The sequence below is a fragment of the uncultured Frigoribacterium sp. genome (assembly GCF_963515265.1).
GTDB lineage: Bacteria > Actinomycetota > Actinomycetes > Actinomycetales > Microbacteriaceae > Frigoribacterium.
In genome coordinates, this window is record NZ_CAUPYL010000001.1 from 46,754 (window position 1) to 62,943 (window position 16,190).

Consider the following 16,190-nt stretch of genomic DNA (forward strand, 5'->3'; position numbering starts at 1 on the left):
GCGTTGACGACTTCCACCATCCGAGGCACGTCGCACGCGAGGGAACCTCCAACGGCGGCCGCGGACGCCCTCGGTAGAGTGGCCGGTGTGACTTCCGACTCCGCGCCCCGCGACGACGCCTCGCAGCCCGATCTCCGCACGACGGCGGGCAAGCTCGCCGACCTCAAGGCCCGCTATCACGAGGCCGTGACGGCCAGCGGCGAGGCCGCGATCGCGAAGCAGCACGCCAAGGGCAAGATGACCGCCCGTGAGCGCATCGACGGCCTTCTCGACCCGGGCTCGTTCGTCGAGCTCGACGAGTTCGTGCGCCACCGCACCCACGCGTTCGGCATGGAGTCGAAGCGCCCCTACGGCGACGCGGTCGTCACGGGGACGGGCACGGTGCACGGCCGCCAGGTCGCCGTCTACTCGCAGGACTTCACGATCTTCGGCGGCTCGCTCGGCGAGGTCGCCGGCGAGAAGATCATCAAGGTCATGGAGCTCGCCCTCAAGACGGGCGTGCCGATCATCGGCATCCTCGACTCCGGCGGGGCCCGGATCCAGGAGGGGGTGGTCGCGCTCGGCAAGTACGGCGAGATCTTCCGGCTGAACACCCGCGCCTCCGGCGTCGTCCCCCAGATCTCGCTCATCATGGGCCCGGCGGCGGGAGGCGCGGTGTACTCCCCCGCGCTCACCGACTTCGTCATCATGGTCGACAAGACCAGCCACATGTTCGTGACCGGCCCCGACGTCATCAAGACCGTCACCGGCGAGGACGTCGGCTTCGAGGAGCTCGGCGGAGCCCTGACCCACAACAAGGTCAGCGGCGTCTCGCACTACCTCGCGAGCGACGAGGACGACGCGCTCGACTACGCGCGGTCGCTGCTGTCGTACCTGCCCGACAACAACCTGTCGGAGCCGCACGTCTTCGAGACGGCCGTCGAGCTCGAGACGACGGACGACGACCGCCAGCTCAACACGCTGATCCCGGACAGCCCCAACCAGCCGTACGACGTGATGACCGTCATCGAGCACGTCGTCGACGACGGCGAGTTCCTCGAGGTCCAGCCGCTCTTCGCGCCGAACATCGTCATCGGGTTCGGTCGGGTCGAGGGCCGGTCGGTGGGCGTCATCGCCAACCAGCCGTCGGCCATGGCCGGCACCCTGAACATCGAGGCGGGCGAGAAGGCGAGCCGGTTCGTGCGCTTCTGCGACGCGTTCGGCATCCCGATCCTCACGTTGGTCGACGTGCCCGGCTACCTGCCCGGCACCGACCAGGAGTGGACGGGCGTCATCCGCCGCGGCGCGAAGCTGCTCTACGCCTACGCCGAGGCGACCGTGCCCCTCGTGACCGTGATCACCCGCAAGGCCTACGGCGGCGCGTACATCGTGATGGGGTCCAAGCAGCTGGGCGCCGACATCAACCTGGCGTGGCCGACCGCCGAGATCGCCGTCATGGGCGGACAGGGCGCCGTCAACATCCTGTACCGCAACGAGATCAAGGCCGCGGAGGCCGCCGGCGAGGACGTCGCCGCAGTCCGGGCGAGGCTCGCCAGCGAGTACACCTACAACGTCGCCAGCCCCTTCCTCGCTGCCGAGCGCGGCGAGCTCGACGGTGTGATCGAGCCGGCGGCGACCCGTGTCGCCGTCGTCAAGGCGCTTCGGGCCCTCCGCACGAAGCGTGCCGACCTGCCGCCCAAGAAGCACGGGAACATCCCCCTGTGAGCGGCCGCCACGCCGCCGACGACACCCTCGACGCGCACGAGGCCCAGGGGCCGCTCCTGCGCGTCGTCGGAGGCTCGCCGTCACCGGAGGAGCTCGCCGCCGTCACGGCCGTCCTGACGGCCCTCGAGGCGGAGGCGGCCGAGACGGCGAGGGCGGCCCCTCGGGACGTCTCCTCGTCGCCGTCCGGCTGGTCCTCCCGGACGGCTCGTCTCCGTCGCCCCGTCGACCGCGGCCCCGGTCGCTGGCGCAGCTTCTCGGCCTGAGCCCGGCCGCGCCCGCGCGCGTACCCCGACCTCGTACCCCGCCATCGCCACCGGCGTGCCCCGAGGCCCAGAGATACGGCACCCGAACGGGGGTAGACGGGTCGCTCACCCCCGTGTTGTCCCCCTAAATGACGACTTTGCGCTCGTGGCGGGGGGCGACATACTCGTTCTTGCTAGGTGCCTCTCCTTGAGTCGCACCACCGATCGGGAGCTGACTAGGGTAAGCGAGTTCTCGGTCGGGGGCGGATCAGGGCGACATTCGGGTTGTCGCTCTGGACCGGGATATCTCCCATGAGGGCCAGACGGGTGTCTGGCCCTCTTTCCCGTCGTCGGACCCGTCGCCCGTTCCTGCCCGGTCCCCGCCGCCGGCCTCCTCCGCTGCGGCGGCGCACGCCCCCACCGTCGGCCCTCGTCCCTAGCGGACGACGCGGCTGTCCTCGTCGAGGCCCTCGAGGTCGTCGACCGGTGCCTGGTCCGCAGAGACCCCGGCTCGGCGCGGTATCTGCAGCCAGAGCAGGACCTCGTCGTCGTCGTCGTCCTCGTCGGCCTCGGCGGACACCCCCCGCCCGAGAGCGCTCGAGCTGAGGTCCGGCGACCCGAGACCGACGACGCTGACGGCGTGGTCGCCGCCCGCGACCGTCCGGATGATGAGCTTGTCGGCCTCCGAGCCGTGCAGCGCCGCGGCGAGGGCCTCGTGGATGCGCCGCAGTTCGTCGTCGGGGACGTCGTCGATGCCGCCCTCGTCGAGCAGGCTGACCTCGGCCCCCCGGCGTCGCGCCGCCATGACCTCGCGACGGACCTCGTCGTCGAGGAGGCGCCTCCCGCGGATCTCGTCCCGGATGGCGCCCTCGAGATGGAGGCTCTCCTGCCGCTGCTCGGGCGACAGGTCGCCGGACTGGGACACGATCGCCTGCAGCATGGGCCGGGCGGTGCGGCCGGTCTGCAGGAGCCGGTACTGACGCTCGTTGACGTGCGCCTCCTGGGCCGCCTGCCAGTCCGCGGCCTCGTGCTCGGCCAGGATGAACTCCCGCGTCTCGCGACCGGCCCGGGTCAGCGTGGACGAGATGGCGTGCGAGAAGGCGACCCAGCTGACGCTGCCGACGATGCCGAGGTCGGCGATCTGGGACACCCCGGCCCACGCGACCCCCTGCACGGCCATGAAGCCCACGCCGAGCCACGCGAAGCCCTGGCGACGACGCGTCGAGACGATCACCATGAGCGTGCCCACGGCGGCGACGTACCAGGTCGCGTAGCCGTTCTCGGCCCCGGGGTCCAGGACGCTCGTCACGACGAGCGGCACCACGATGCTCACGGCGAGGGCGAAGGCCGCCGCCCACACGGGCAGCACCGGTTGACGGCTGGGCCAGAGCACGACGGCCGTGACGACCGCGTACGCGACCATGCAGGCGACGACCGGGACGGGATCGGCGACCTGGCCGAGCGAGACCGCCCCGAGCACCAGGTGGTAGCCGGAGAAGACCGCCGCCAGCGAGACGATGAGCCACCGGGGGACGGTGATCCTCACGACGCGTCTCCCCTCGACGGGCCGACGACGAGGGCCGCGGGCCACATCACGCGGACGACCGTGCCGGCACCCGGCCGGGAGTCGATGCAGGCCCGGCCGCCCGCGTTGGCGACGCGCTCGATGATCGACACCCGGACTCCGAGGCGCTCCACGGGCACGGCACCCGGGTCGAAGCCCACCCCGTCGTCGCCGACCTCGACGAGCACGCCGGCGTCTCCGGTGCGCTCGAGGGCGACCCATCGCCGGACCGGGCCGGGACCTGCGTGCTGGGAGCTGTTGACGAGCGCCTGGGCCGCGGCGCTGACGATGGCCTCCACGGCGGTGGTCGGCAGCACCCGGTCGTCCGTGTCGTCGACGCGGAGCTCGACGGCGACGCCGGTCGCGTCCACCGCGTCGGACAAGCGCCGGCGGAGGACGCCGAGGGTCGTCGTCGACTCGTCGAAGGGCGTCGTCGCGGCGGCCGAGGTGAGGTGGGCCATCGCGTTGCGGGCCATGGTCGTGGCGAGCACCTGCTCCGCCGGCGTGTACGCCCGGGCGGCCTGGATGAAGGTGGTCAGCACGCTGTCGTGCACGATGGCGTCGACCTGCACGCGCTCGAGCTCGGTGGCGTGCTCGCGGATCGCCCCCGAGTACCGGGCGACGGCCGTGGCCTGGGCGGCGTCCACGGCCGCGCTCGCCTGGCGCAGGATGAGCACGAGCACGAGCACGGCCCCGCCGAGCAGGATCGCGTAGGTCGAGTCGAGGGCGGCGCGCGCCAGCGACTCGCCGCCTCCCGACGGGGTCAGCCGGATCGCGCCGTAGACGAGCGGGACCACGACCGAGTAGCCGATCGCGATCCACGCGGAGAAGGCGTAGGCGGCCGCCGCGGTGGCGACGGTGCAGAGGTACCAGAGCCACGGCACGCCGGCGAGGACCTGGTCGGGGTCGACGACCGCCAGGGGCCACGTGACGATCGCCACGAGGTAGGACACCGCGAGGATGGCGCAGGTCGTCTCGACTCCGCGCACCACGACGCTCGCGACGCCGACGGCCACGATGGCGCCGAGCATCCCCAGCCCGATGAGCCAGGCCCACGCCACCTGCATGACCTCGATCTGCACCATCGTCGTCGGCAGCGCCTGCAGGCCGAAGATGAGCCCGGCGAGGGCGATGACCCGGCCGAGCACCTTGTCGAACAGGGCACGGCTGATCGGGTTCCGCGCCGAGCGCGTCGTCGGCGGCGTCAGCGCCGGCAGGGGCTCAGCGGCCATCGCCGTCCGCGTCGAGTCCCGGCAGGATGCCGTCCTCGACGGCACGCCGGAGCAGGTCGACCTTCGTGGGCGCCGGTCGCCCCACCTCGACGTACTTGACGCGGATGCGGTCGAGGTACTCCCGAGCGGTCGAGTAGCCGATGCCGAGCTGCTGGGCGGCGAGCTTGAGGGGCAGGCCCGAGGCGTAGAGGTGCAGGATCTCGCGCTCGCGCCGGCCGAGCTGGGCCTTGGCGAAGTCGCGGTCGGCGTCGATCGCGCTGGCCCACTCGAGGTTGTTGAGCACGTCTCCGCGGGCGACGGTCGCGACGGCGGCCATCACCGTCTTCGTCGCGGAGGACTTGGGGATGACGCCGGCCGCGCCCGCGGCGAGCGCCTCACGGACGCTCGCCACCCGGTCGGCGATGCTGTGCACGAGCACGGCGGAGCCGGTCGCCTGGACGCGCTTCACGTTCTCGGTGACCGTCGAGCCGTCGCCGAGCGAGAGGTCGAGGACGACGACGTCGACCTCGCGGCCCGCCAGCGACTCCACCAGCTCCTGCACGCCGGCCGCGGTCAGCACGACGTCGAAGCCCTCGGCCTGGCAGGCCGCCTGGATGCCGAGCCTCACCGACTCGTGGTCGTCCACGATGGCGACGCGGACGGGGGCGGGGGTCGTCGACGCCGGAGCGTCCGTCGAGGTGTCGGTCACGATGGTCCTTCGTTCGCGTGCGACCCGGTCCCTGAATTCCGGGTCGTCAACGTCGTCATCGTAACGTGACGGGGAGTCACCGACGGAGCAGCCGGACCACCGTCTCGACGTGGTGCGTGCTGGGGAACAGGTCGAAGGCCCTGATCGCGTCGACGTCGTACCCGTGGTCGCGGAAGAGCGCGAGGTCACGGGCGAGGGCGACGGGGTCGCAGGCGACGTAGACGACCTGCGCCGGGGCGAGCTCCGCGATGCCGTCGACCACGGGTCGACCGGCCCCCGAGCGCGGCGGGTCGAGGACGACCGTCGCGGAGCGGAAGCGGTCGCGCTCGGCCGAGGTCGCCTGGGCGGCGGCCTGGCGCACCCACCGGTCGACCCGGCCGGTGACGGCCGAGGCGCCGAGCCAGTCGGCCAGGTTCTCGGACGCGTGCTCGGTCGCGCGCTCGTCGCTCTCGACGCTCGTGATGCGGACGCGGCTGCCGAACGCGTCGCCCACGGCGGCCGCGAGGAGCCCCACGCCGCCGTAGAGGTCGAGGTTGGCCGCCCCGGGCTCGAAGCGCTCGGGGTCGACCATCTGTTGGACGGCGGCGGTCAGCGTCGCGGCGGCGTGGCGGTGCACCTGCCAGAAGCCGCCGTCGTCGAGCTGGAACGTGCGGTCGCCGACGACCTCGGTGACCGTGCTGGGCGCCTGGCCGCCGATGATCAGGCGGGCGCCTCCCGTGCTCGGCGCCAGCACGTCGACGTGCTCCTCGCCGGGGAACGCGTCGGCGAGCGGAGCGGCCTCGGCGACCTCGGGGGTCGCGAGGGGCAGGTCGGCGACCCGCACGACGCGGTGCGACCGGGCGGCGTACTGCCCGGGGCGGCCCTCGGCGTCGAGGTGCAGGCGCACCCGCGTGCGCCAGCCCGTCCCTCCGCGCTCGTCGTCGCCAGGGAGCGCCTCGACGGCGACGGTCGCCTGCTCGTCGGGGAGCCCGCCGGTCCGCGTGAGGGCGTCGCGGACCACCTGCGACTTGAGCTCGCGCTGGTGGCCCAGCTCGATGTGCCCGAACTCGGCGCCGCCGGCGCGGTCCTCCGGAGCGCGGTCGACGGACGCCGCGGACCAGACGTGCTCGCGCCGGTGCGGGCTGGCCTCGACGACCGAGACCGTCTCGGCCCGCCAGAACGACTTCTTGCGGTCGTCGGCGACGCGCGCGAGGACCTTCTCGCCCGGCAGCGTGTCCGACACGAAGACGACCCGCCCGTCGAGGCGCGCCACCGAGATGCCCCCGTGTGCGATCCCGGTCACGTCCAGTTCGACCTCGCGGCCCAGCATGTCTCCCATGCTCCGAGTCTGCCAGGCTGGCGGACATGACCGTTCCCCTCTACCTGGCCAGCACCTCCCCCGCACGCCTCGCGCTCCTGCGGGCCGCAGGCGTCGAGCCGGTGCTGATCAGCCCGGGCGTCGACGAGGAGGCGGCGGTCGCGCGGGCCGAGGAGGCGACGGGCCGAGCCCTCACCGCCTCCGAGACCGTCTCGCTCCTGGCCAGGGCGAAGGCGGAGGCCGTCCTCGACGTGACCGTCGACGGGCACCCCCTCGACGGTCTCGTCCTCGGGGGCGACAGCGCATTCGAGTTCGACGGCGAGGTGCACGGCAAGCCCCACGAGCCCGCCCTCGCCCTCGATCGCTGGCGTCGCATGGCCGAGGTCGGCCGGGGAACCCTCTGGTCGGGGCACTGGCTGATCGACCACCGCGGGGGCTCGCCCCGCGCCGACGCGGCGTTCCCGTCGGGCGGCGCGGGCGCCGTCGCGAGCGCCGACCTGGTCTTCGCCGACGACCTGGAGCCGGAGGAGCTCGCCGCCTACGTCGAGACCGGCGAGCCGCTCGAGGTCGCGGGCGCCTTCACCATCGACGGCCGCGCCTCCGCGTTCATCACCCACATCGAGGGCACGCCGAGCGCCGTCGTCGGCCTGTCGGTGCCGGTGCTGCGCTCGCTGGTTCGTGGCTTCGGGGTGTCGTGGCACGAGCTGTGGACGACACCGACCTCCGGCGCTTTGTAGCAATCCTCACGCGCCTCCTGCGTGTTTTCGTGCACGTCAGCCAAAGGAGGCTGCGGGTGGCGCAATAGGGTGGGGAACTATGCCGTCCATCAGCAAGGTCCTCATCGCCAACCGTGGAGAGATCGCGGTCCGGGTCGTCCGCGCAGCGCGCGACAGCGGGATCGGCAGCGTCGCCGTCTACGCCGACCAGGACAGGGACGCGCAGCACGCCCGCCTCGCCGACGAGGCCTACGCGCTCGGCGGCACGACGAGCGCCGAGACCTACCTCGTCATCGACAAGATCCTCTCGGTCGCCCGCCGCTCGGGGGCCGACGCCGTGCACCCCGGCTACGGGTTCCTCGCCGAGAACGCCGACTTCGCGCGCGCCGTGACCGCCGCGGGGCTCGTCTGGATCGGCCCCTCCCCCGAGGCGATCGAACAGCTCGGCGACAAGGTCAGCGCCCGGCACATCGCCGAGCGCGTCGGCGCACCGCTCGCACCCGGCACCCTCAACCCCGTCTCGGGCGCCGACGAGGTGCTCGACTTCGTCGACCAGCACGGCCTGCCCGTCGCCATCAAGGCGGCCTTCGGCGGCGGCGGACGCGGCCTCAAGGTCGCCCGCACCCGCGACGAGGTGCCCGAGATGTTCGACTCGGCCGTCCGCGAGGCCGTCGCCGCCTTCGGCCGCGGCGAGTGCTTCGTCGAGAAGTACCTCGACCAGCCCCGCCACGTCGAGACCCAGTGCCTCGCCGACGCGCACGGCAACGTCGTCGTCGTGTCGACGCGCGACTGCTCGCTGCAGCGCCGTCACCAGAAGCTCGTCGAGGAGGCGCCCGCCCCGTTCCTGACCGAGGCGCAGACCACCGCGCTCTACGAGTCGTCCAAGGCGATCCTCCGCGAGGTCGGCTACGTCGGCGCGGGCACCTGCGAGTTCCTGATCGGCAAGGACGGCACGGTGTCGTTCCTCGAGGTCAACACCCGCCTCCAGGTCGAGCACCCCGTCTCCGAGGAGATCACGGGCATCGACCTCGTCCGCGAGCAGTTCCGCCTCGCCGAGGGCGGCGTGCTCGAGTACGGCGACCCCGAGCCCCGCGGCCACTCGTTCGAGTTCCGCATCAACGGCGAGGACGCGGGCCGGGGCTTCATGCCCGCCCCCGGCCCCGTGCACGTCTTCAAGGCGCCGGGCGGCCCCGGCGTCCGCGTCGACAGCGGCGTCCAGGCCGGCGACGAGATCAGCGGCTCGTTCGACTCGCTGCTCGCCAAGCTGATCGTCACCGGCTCGTCGCGCGAGGACGCCCTCGAGCGCTCGCGGCGTGCCCTCGACGAGTTCGAGGTCGCCGGCCTGCCCACCGTGTTGCCCTTCCACCGCGCGATCGTCCGCGACCCGGCGTTCGCCCCCGAAGGCGGCGAGCCGTTCTCGATCTACACCCGGTGGATCGAGACCGACTTCGTCAACGACATCCCCGCGTGGAGCGGCGAGGCCGAGGCTCCCCGCCCCGACGACCAGCGCACCACCGTCGTGGTCGAGGTCGGCGGCAAGCGCGTCGAGGTCTCGTTGCCCGCCGGTCTCGGCGCGCGCACCGCGCCTCCTGCGGCTGCCCCCCGCCGCCGCGGCTCCGGTCGCGGCGCCGTGGTCACCTCCACGGGCGCCGAGGTGAAGTCGCCCATGCAGGCGACGGTCGTCAAGCTCGCCGTCGAGGAGGGCCAGCAGGTCGTCAAGGGCGACCTCGTGCTCGTGCTCGAGGCCATGAAGATGGAGCAGCCGGTCGCGGCCCACCGCGACGGGGTCGTCTCGGGCATCTCGGCCGCCGTCGGCGAGACTGTCTCGTCGGGCCACGTCCTCCTCAGCATCGACTAGCCCGCGCTCGCCCCCTTCCCCCTCCTCCTCTTTCATTCAGGAAGATCCGTCCTGATCCTCGCAATGAGGGGTCAGATCGTCCTGAACTGTGCACGGCTCAGGAACTCCGGCTCGTCCTTTCCTGCATCGTGCGCGTCGCGAACGCGGACGACCGTGTCACTGACCTCCCCGAGATCACGTTCGACCTGGTCGGCGCTGAACCGCAGGGTCGTGTAGCCGGCCGATGCGGACTCCGCGTCCTTCCTCCGGTCCCGGTCGAACGCGTCCCGCCGCGAGTGGAAAGCGAAGCCGTCCAGTTCCACCAGCGCGCGGAGCGCCTGACCACGACGACCTCGCAGCGCATGTCGCTCGGCCCGACCGACGTCACCACGACCTGTTGCTCGACCTCCACACCTCTCACAGCGAGGGCCTGCCGCACGATCGACTCGACTCCCGAGTCCGACCCCTGACGGCACCTCCGGAGCACGGCACGCGCTCGAGGACCGTGGCCCTCCACACCTGCCGTGAGGTCGTCGAGACCGACGAGAGAGGCCTGCAGGGCCGTGTCGACGCACGCGACCGCCGTCATCTCGTCGCACCACGCGACCATCTGGCGGAGGCAGACGACGACCGGCGACAGCCAGCACGGCTCGCCCAGGTCGAGGGGCTCGGTGTCGGTCCAGTGGACCACCACCGAGTCGTCGGCCGACCTGGGCGCTCCTCCTCCCCCCGGTGCTGCCCGGCGCGCGTCCCTGAGGCGCGACGCGTGGCGGGGGACGGAGACGTGCAGTCGACGGTCGTACCCCGCCCAGAGCCCGTGCACGGAAGCGGCGGACGGACCCGCGAGGCGCCCGCCGAGACGAACGGCGGCGACTGCGTCCGTGGCTGCGTCGAGCCTCGCGTAGTGACCATGCCGGGCCCGCTGGACGCACAGCATGCAGGACCTGACGGTCCCGACTTCCTGAACAGTGCACGAGTCAGGAACACGGCTCCCCCCACCGCACGGCTCAGGCAGAGACTTCCTGAACGAGGAGGGGGAGGCAAAGGGGCGAGCCGGGGCGCGGGAACTAGGGTGGACGGCATGTCCGAGACACCCACGCACCCCCTCGACGGTGCCGCCGACCCCTTCGAGGTCGCCCGCACCGCCGCCGCCCAGATCGCCGAGGCGACCGGCGTAGCCCACCACGACGTCGCCCTCACCCTGGGCAGCGGCTGGGCCAAGGCCGCCGACCTGATCGGCGAGACCACCGCTGAGATCCCGGCGACCGAGATCACGGGCTTCAGCGCCTCGGCGGTCGTCGGCCACACGGGCTCGATCCGCAGCATCGCGCTGCCGAGCGGGAAGAACGCCCTCGTCATCGGCGCCCGCACGCACTACTACGAGGGCCACGGCGTCCGCCGCGTCGTGCACAGCGTCCGGACCGCCGCCGCCACGGGCGCCCGGACGATGATCCTCACGAACGGCGCCGGCGGCATCAAGGAGACGTGGACGCCCGGCAGTCCCGTCCTGATCAGCGACCACATCAACCTCACGGCGGACAGCCCCCTCGAGGGCGCCACCTTCATCGACCTCACCGACCTCTACTCGGCGCGTCTGCGCGAGCTCGCCAAGGGCATCGACCCGACCCTCGACGAGGGCGTCTACACCCAGTTCCGCGGGCCGCACTACGAGACGCCCGCCGAGGTCCAGATGGCGAAGGCCATGGGCGGCCACATCGTGGGCATGTCCACCGCTCTCGAGGCCATCGCCGCCCGCGAGGCCGGCATGGAGGTGCTCGGCATGTCGCTCATCACGAACCTCGCCGCCGGCATCCAGAAGACGCCACTGAGCCACCAGGAGGTGCTCCAGGCAGGCAAGGACGCCGAGGCCGCCATCAGCCAGCTGTTGGCTCGCATCGTGGCGGCCCTGTGACCGACCACGCGGCACGGGTCGACGAGGTCGCCCTGGTCGCCGCCGCCCGCTCGTGGCGTGACCAGGACCCGGACGCCGAGACGCGCGACGAGCTCGACGCCGTACTCGCGGCGGTCGAGGCCGGCGACGCCGCCGCCCTGGCCGACCTGCGCGACCGCTTCGACTCGCGCCTCGCCTTCGGCACCGCCGGGCTCCGTGGTGCTCTCGGAGCCGGCTCGGCACGGATGAACCGCGTGCTCGTCGCGCAGGCCGCGGCCGGGTTCGCGGCGTTCCTCACCGGTCGCGAGAGCGCCCCCTCGATCGTGATCGGCTACGACGGGCGCAAGAACAGCGCGGTCTTCGCCCGGGACACGGCCGAGATCATGGCTGCGGCCGGCGTCCGCACGACGATCCTCCCCCGCGCCCTGCCCACGCCCGTGCTGGCCTTCGCGGTCCGCCACCTCGACGTCAGCGCCGGCGTCATGGTGACGGCGAGCCACAACCCCGCACGGGACAACGGCTACAAGGTGTACCTGGGCGGGGTCGACGCGGGGTCGCAGATCGTCGCGCCGATCGATGCCGAGATCGCGGCCCACATCGACGACGCGGCCACCCGCCCCTTGAGCGAGCTGCCCCGGTCGGACGACTGGACCGAGGCCGGCGACGACCTCGTGGGCGAGTACGTCCGCCGCACGGCGGCGCTCGCCGGCACCGCCGCCTCCGGCACGCAGCCCCGCGTCGTCTACACGGCGATGCACGGCGTCGGGTGGGAGGTCGCCCGTCGGGTCTTCGCCCAGGCGGGCTTCGTCGAGCCGATCCCCGTCGCCGAGCAGTCCGCGCCCGACCCCGACTTCCCGACCGTGGCGTTCCCCAACCCCGAGGAGCCGGGCGCGCTCGACCTCGCCTTCGCCACCGCCGACCGCGTCGAGGCCGACCTGGTGATCGCCAACGACCCCGACGCCGACCGGCTCGCCGTCGCCGTGCCGACGGCCGACGGCTGGCGCCGTCTCTCGGGCAACGAGGTCGGTGCACTGCTCGGCTGGCGCGCCGCAGAGCGCGCCCGGCGGGACGACGTCGACGGCACCCTCGCCGCGAGCATCGTCTCGTCGCCGGCCCTCCGTGAGGTCGCACGTCGCTACGACCTGGACTACGTCGACACCCTCACCGGCTTCAAGTGGGTCTCCCGCGTGGGCGGGCTGCTGTACGGCTACGAGGAGGCCCTCGGCTACCTCGTCGACCCCGAGAAGGTCCGCGACAAGGACGGCATCTCCGCCGCCGTCGACTTCCTCGCGCTGGCGGCCGAGCTCAGCGCCGCCGGCTCGACCGTCGCGGAGCACCTCGTCGCCTTCGACGAGCGCTTCGGGGCGTACGCGTCGTCGCAGATCTCGCTGCGGGTCGACGACCTCGCCGAGATCGGGCGGCTGACGAGGCGACTGCGGGAGGCGCCTCCCGCGACCGTGGGCTCGCACCGCGTCGACCGTGTCGACGACTTCCGCGACGGCTTCGGCGGGTTCCCCGCCGGCGACGTGCTGCGCTACTGGTTCACCGACGGGTCACGGGTCATCGTGCGCCCCAGCGGCACCGAGCCCAAGCTCAAGGTCTACATCGACGCCTCCAGCACCGAGGGCGACGCTCGCGACCGCCGCGTCGCCGCTGAGGCGGCCGTCGCCGACCTCGACGCAGGGATGCGCGAGCTGCTGAGCTAGCCGAGGCTGCGAGCCGACAGGCTCGCCGAGCACAGGAGGGGCCAGGTCGCACGTCGTGCGTCCTGGCCCCTCCTCGTCGCGTGCCCGGGTGGGCACCCTCGCTCAGCCGAGCGAGCGCTGCAGCTTCTCGGTGAGCTCGGCCTGGTCGAAGTGGTTCTGGATGACGATGACGTCCGCGAAGGTCGCCCCGATCGCCTCGACGAACTCCTGCGACGTGAGGATGACCTGCGCGTCGTCCGCGACGGCGCCGATGGAGGCGACGTCCGCCGCGACCACGTCGGCCTCGATGTCGAGCCGCGCCAGGACGCGCTCCGCGTTGACCTTGAGGATCCCGCTGCTGCCGATGCCGGCACCGCAGATGGTCACGATCTTCACGCTGTCATCCCCATCAGCCGACGGACCTCGTCGGCGCTCGTGGCGGTCGCCAGCGCCGGGATCACCGTGGAGTCGTTGAAGACGTTCGCGAGGTCGGCGATGGACTCGAGGTGGCCGCCCACGGACTCCACCGCGAGGCCGAGGACGACGCTCACGGGGTCGTTGTGCGGGTGGCCGAAGGGCACCGGCTCGGCGAGGGTCACCACCGCGAGGCCGTCCTGCAGGACGCTCTCGTCGGGGCGGGCGTGCGCCAGCACGAGACCGGGCGCGATGACGACGTACGGGCCGTGCTCCTCGATCATGCGGACCATCTCGTCGCCGTAGCCGTCGCGCGTCGAGCCAGAGGCGACCAGCGCGTCGCCCGCCCGCAGGACGGCGGCACGCCAGTCGGGGGCGTCGGCCGCGATGACGACGGCCGAGTCCGGCAGGGACGGGAGCGCCACGGTCAGACCTCCCCGAAGCCCGCCGTGATGCGGTCGGCCAGCGCCTCGCGGTCCTCGAGGGGCAGGAAGCTCGACGCCGCGGCGTTGAGCTGGAACGTCTCCAGGTCGGACAGGCCGTAGTCGAACGCCTGGGCGAGCAGCGCGAGCTCTTTCGTCAGGCTGGTGTCGCTCATCAGGCGGTTGTCGGTGTTGACCGTGACGCAGTAGCCGAGCTGGTAGAGCAGGTCGAAGGGGTGGTCGTCGAGGTCGCGGCCCCAGGCGGCGATGGCACCGGTCTGGAGGTTCGACTGCGGCGAGAGCTCGAGGGCGATCTCGCGGTCGCGGACCCACGCGGCGATCGGGCCGAGCTCGACCGTCGTCTGCTCGCCCGCCGACCCGACGACCCGGATGTCCTCGGCGAGGCGGACGCCGTGCCCGAGGCGGAGGGCGCGCCCGTCGAGGAGGGCGCTGCGGATGCTCTCGAGGCCGTCGGCCTCGCCCGCGTGGACGGTGACGGGCATGAACTCGCGCGCCAGCAGGTCGAAGGCCGGTCGCTGGTTCGACGCGGGGAAGCCCGCCTCGGCACCGGCGATGTCGAAGCCGATCACGCCGGCCTCGCGGTGCTTGATCGCGAGCTGTGCGATCTCGAGGCCGCGGTCGGCGTGCCGCATGGCCGTGACCAGCTGGCCGATCGAGATGACGTGGCCCTCGCCGTCGAGCTGGTCGATCGCCTCCTCGATGCCGCGCTGGACCGCCTCGACGGTCTGGTCGAGGCTCAGCCCGCCCTGCAGGTGCTGCTCGGGGGCCCAGCGGACCTCGCCGTGCACCACGCCGTCGGCGGCCAGGTCGAGCACGAACTCGCGGGCGACGCGTTCGAGGCCTGCCTCGGTCTGCATGACCGCGGTCGTGACGTCGAATGTCTTCAGGTAGTCGGGCAGGTTGCCGGAGTCGGCGCTGTCGACGAACCAGCGCCCCAGCTCGTCGGCCCCGCCCGTGACGGGCAGCTCGTAGCCGATCTCGTCGGCCAGCTCGACGATGGTCTGGGGCCGCAGCCCACCGTCGAGGTGGTCGTGCAACGACACCTTCGGCAGGGGGGCGATGCGGGGTCCGCCGTCAGGCAGGCGGTAGTCCTTGTCCGGTGCGCTCATGGGACAAGGCTACCGCCGCCGACCGTCACGCCGCTGGGGGTCGCCGACTGCGGGTCAGGAGACGCGACCGGCGACCAGCGGGCCGCGCTCGACGCGCTCGTCGCCGATGGTCCACGCGCCCTCGACGGCCTCGAGGGCGCGCTCGAACCGCGCGGGCTCGTCGGCGTGCAGGGTGAAGAGCGGCTGACCCTCGACGACGGCGTCGCCGAGCTTGGCGTGCAGCTCGATGCCGGCGGCGGCCTGGACCGGGTCCTGCTTGCGGGCACGACCGGCGCCGAGGCGCCAGGCACCGATGCCGAAGGGCAGCGCCTGCTGGTCGGTGACGAAGCCGCTGCGTGCCGCGGTGACCACGTGCGTCTCGCGGGCGGTGGGCAGGGCCGCGTCGGGGTCGCCGCCCTGGGCCCGGATCATGGTCTTCCAGGCGTCCATCGCCCGGCCGTCGTCGAGGGCGGCCTCGACGTCGGCGTCGGGCTGACCCGCCAGCGTGAGCATCTCGCGGGCGAGCGCGACCGTGAGCTCCCGGATGTCGGACGGACCGCCTCCGGCGAGGGTCTCGACCGACTCGCGCACCTCGAGCGCGTTGCCGATCGTGAGGCCGAGGGGGACGTTCATGTCGGTGAGCAGGGCGGTCGTCGCGACGCCCGCGTCCTTGCCCAGGTCGACCATGGTCTGCGCCAGCAGTCGCGACTGCTCGATGTCCTGGATGAAGGCGCCCGAGCCGAACTTGACGTCGAGCACGAGCGCGGCCGTGCCCTCCGCGATCTTCTTGCTCATGATCGACGACGCGATCAGCGGGATCGCCTCGACCGTCCCGGTGATGTCGCGGAGCGCGTAGAGCTTGCCGTCGGCGGGGGCGAGGCCCGAGCCGGCGGCGCAGACGACCGCACCCGAGTCGGCCATGATCTCGCGCATGCGCTCGTTCGAGATCGACGCCTGCCAGCCGGGGATCGACTCGAGCTTGTCGAGCGTGCCGCCCGTGTGCCCGAGGCCGCGGCCCGAGAGCTGCGGGACGGCGACCCCGAAGGACGCGACCAAGGGCGCCAGGGGAAGGGTGATCTTGTCGCCCACTCCCCCGGTCGAGTGCTTGTCGACCGTCGTCTTGCCGAGGCCCGTGAAGTCCATCGTCTCGCCGCTGCGGATCATCGCCAGCGTCATGTCGCGGATCTCGCGGCGCTCCATGCCGTTGAGGAAGATCGCCATGGTGAGCGCGGCCATCTGCTCGTCAGCGACGTAGCCGCGCGTGTACGCGTCGATCAGCCAGTCGATCTGGGGGGTCTCGAGGGCGTCGCCGCGGCGCTTCACGCGGATGAGGTCGACGGTGTCGAAGGGCTCGACGGCTGCCGAGGAGGCGGTGGTGAGGCTGGTCAT

At 72.6% G+C, this 16,190-nt stretch carries 15 protein-coding genes; 6 read left to right on the plus strand and 9 right to left on the minus strand.

From position 1 onward, the window contains the following. Positions 1-87 precede the first annotated feature (87 nt). Both RWM17_RS00210 and RWM17_RS00215 read left to right on the plus strand, forming a co-directional pair. Positions 88-1,704, plus strand: coding sequence for an acyl-CoA carboxylase subunit beta (locus RWM17_RS00210; protein ID WP_314100550.1), 1,617 nt, complete (start codon positions 88-90; stop codon positions 1,702-1,704). Next, a complete protein-coding gene (locus tag RWM17_RS00215) occupies positions 1,701-1,967 on the plus strand; it encodes an acyl-CoA carboxylase subunit epsilon (RefSeq protein WP_314100551.1) in 267 nt (88 codons plus the stop codon). The genes RWM17_RS00210 and RWM17_RS00215 overlap by 4 nt, the downstream gene beginning before the upstream one ends. Positions 1,968-2,382: 415 nt before the next feature. On the opposite strand, the gene RWM17_RS00220 is transcribed toward RWM17_RS00215, so the two are convergent. From RWM17_RS00220 to RWM17_RS00235, 4 genes are all read right to left on the minus strand, one after another. After that, a complete protein-coding gene (locus tag RWM17_RS00220; RefSeq protein WP_314100552.1) occupies positions 2,383-3,492 on the minus strand; it encodes a hypothetical protein in 1,110 nt (369 codons plus the stop codon). Then, positions 3,489-4,742, minus strand: coding sequence for an ATP-binding protein (locus RWM17_RS00225; protein ID WP_314100553.1), 1,254 nt, complete (start codon positions 4,740-4,742; stop codon positions 3,489-3,491). Before RWM17_RS00225 ends, RWM17_RS00220 begins: the two co-directional genes overlap by 4 nt. Then, the gene (locus tag RWM17_RS00230; RefSeq protein WP_223269329.1) at positions 4,732-5,430 is read right to left on the minus strand and encodes a response regulator transcription factor; all 699 of its coding nucleotides are present in this window, start codon (positions 5,428-5,430) and stop codon (positions 4,732-4,734) included. Before RWM17_RS00230 ends, RWM17_RS00225 begins: the two co-directional genes overlap by 11 nt. 76 nt (positions 5,431-5,506) lie before the next feature. Continuing rightward, entirely contained in the window at positions 5,507-6,748 is a 1,242-nt protein-coding gene (locus RWM17_RS00235; protein ID WP_314100554.1) for a TRAM domain-containing protein, read from the minus strand. A gap of 26 nt (positions 6,749-6,774) precedes the next feature. Between RWM17_RS00235 and RWM17_RS00240 the strand changes: the two genes are divergently transcribed. Continuing rightward, on the plus strand, positions 6,775-7,464 hold the full coding sequence (locus RWM17_RS00240; RefSeq protein WP_314100555.1) for a nucleoside triphosphate pyrophosphatase: 690 nt from the start codon (positions 6,775-6,777) through the stop codon (positions 7,462-7,464). Between the two features lie 79 nt (positions 7,465-7,543). Next, a complete protein-coding gene (locus RWM17_RS00245) occupies positions 7,544-9,301 on the plus strand; it encodes a biotin carboxylase N-terminal domain-containing protein (protein WP_314100556.1) in 1,758 nt (585 codons plus the stop codon). Positions 9,302-9,372: 71 nt separating this feature from the next. Here the strand turns inward: RWM17_RS00245 and RWM17_RS00250 are convergent, their stop codons facing one another. Beyond that, a complete protein-coding gene (locus RWM17_RS00250) occupies positions 9,373-9,603 on the minus strand; it encodes a DUF559 domain-containing protein (RefSeq protein WP_314100557.1) in 231 nt (76 codons plus the stop codon). 758 nt (positions 9,604-10,361) lie between these two features. Between RWM17_RS00250 and RWM17_RS00255 the strand changes: the two genes are divergently transcribed. Together RWM17_RS00255 and RWM17_RS00260 are read left to right on the plus strand one after the other, a co-directional pair. Beyond that, entirely contained in the window at positions 10,362-11,192 is an 831-nt protein-coding gene (locus RWM17_RS00255) for a purine-nucleoside phosphorylase (protein ID WP_123546556.1), read from the plus strand. Beyond that, complete coding sequence (locus tag RWM17_RS00260; protein ID WP_314100558.1) at positions 11,189-12,877, plus strand: phospho-sugar mutase; 1,689 nt, start codon at positions 11,189-11,191, stop codon at positions 12,875-12,877. Before RWM17_RS00255 ends, RWM17_RS00260 begins: the two co-directional genes overlap by 4 nt. A 102-nt stretch (positions 12,878-12,979) precedes the next feature. On the opposite strand, the gene RWM17_RS00265 is transcribed toward RWM17_RS00260, so the two are convergent. The 4 genes from RWM17_RS00265 to RWM17_RS00280 are packed head-to-tail and all read right to left on the minus strand — an operon-like array spanning position 12,980 to position 16,190. Next, positions 12,980-13,252 carry a PTS sugar transporter subunit IIB gene (locus RWM17_RS00265; RefSeq protein ID WP_314100559.1) on the minus strand — a complete coding sequence of 91 codons (273 nt, stop codon included), beginning with the start codon at positions 13,250-13,252 and terminating at the stop codon, positions 12,980-12,982. Beyond that, entirely contained in the window at positions 13,249-13,695 is a 447-nt protein-coding gene (locus tag RWM17_RS00270; protein ID WP_314100560.1) for a PTS sugar transporter subunit IIA, read from the minus strand. The genes RWM17_RS00265 and RWM17_RS00270 overlap by 4 nt, the downstream gene beginning before the upstream one ends. A 2-nt stretch (positions 13,696-13,697) precedes the next feature. Beyond that, positions 13,698-14,822 (minus strand): adenosine deaminase, encoded by a 1,125-nt coding sequence (locus RWM17_RS00275; RefSeq protein ID WP_314100561.1) that lies wholly within the window; start codon positions 14,820-14,822, stop codon positions 13,698-13,700. Between the two features lie 54 nt (positions 14,823-14,876). Next, positions 14,877-16,190, minus strand: a complete 1,314-nt coding sequence (locus RWM17_RS00280) for a thymidine phosphorylase (RefSeq protein ID WP_314100562.1) — start codon at positions 16,188-16,190, stop codon at positions 14,877-14,879.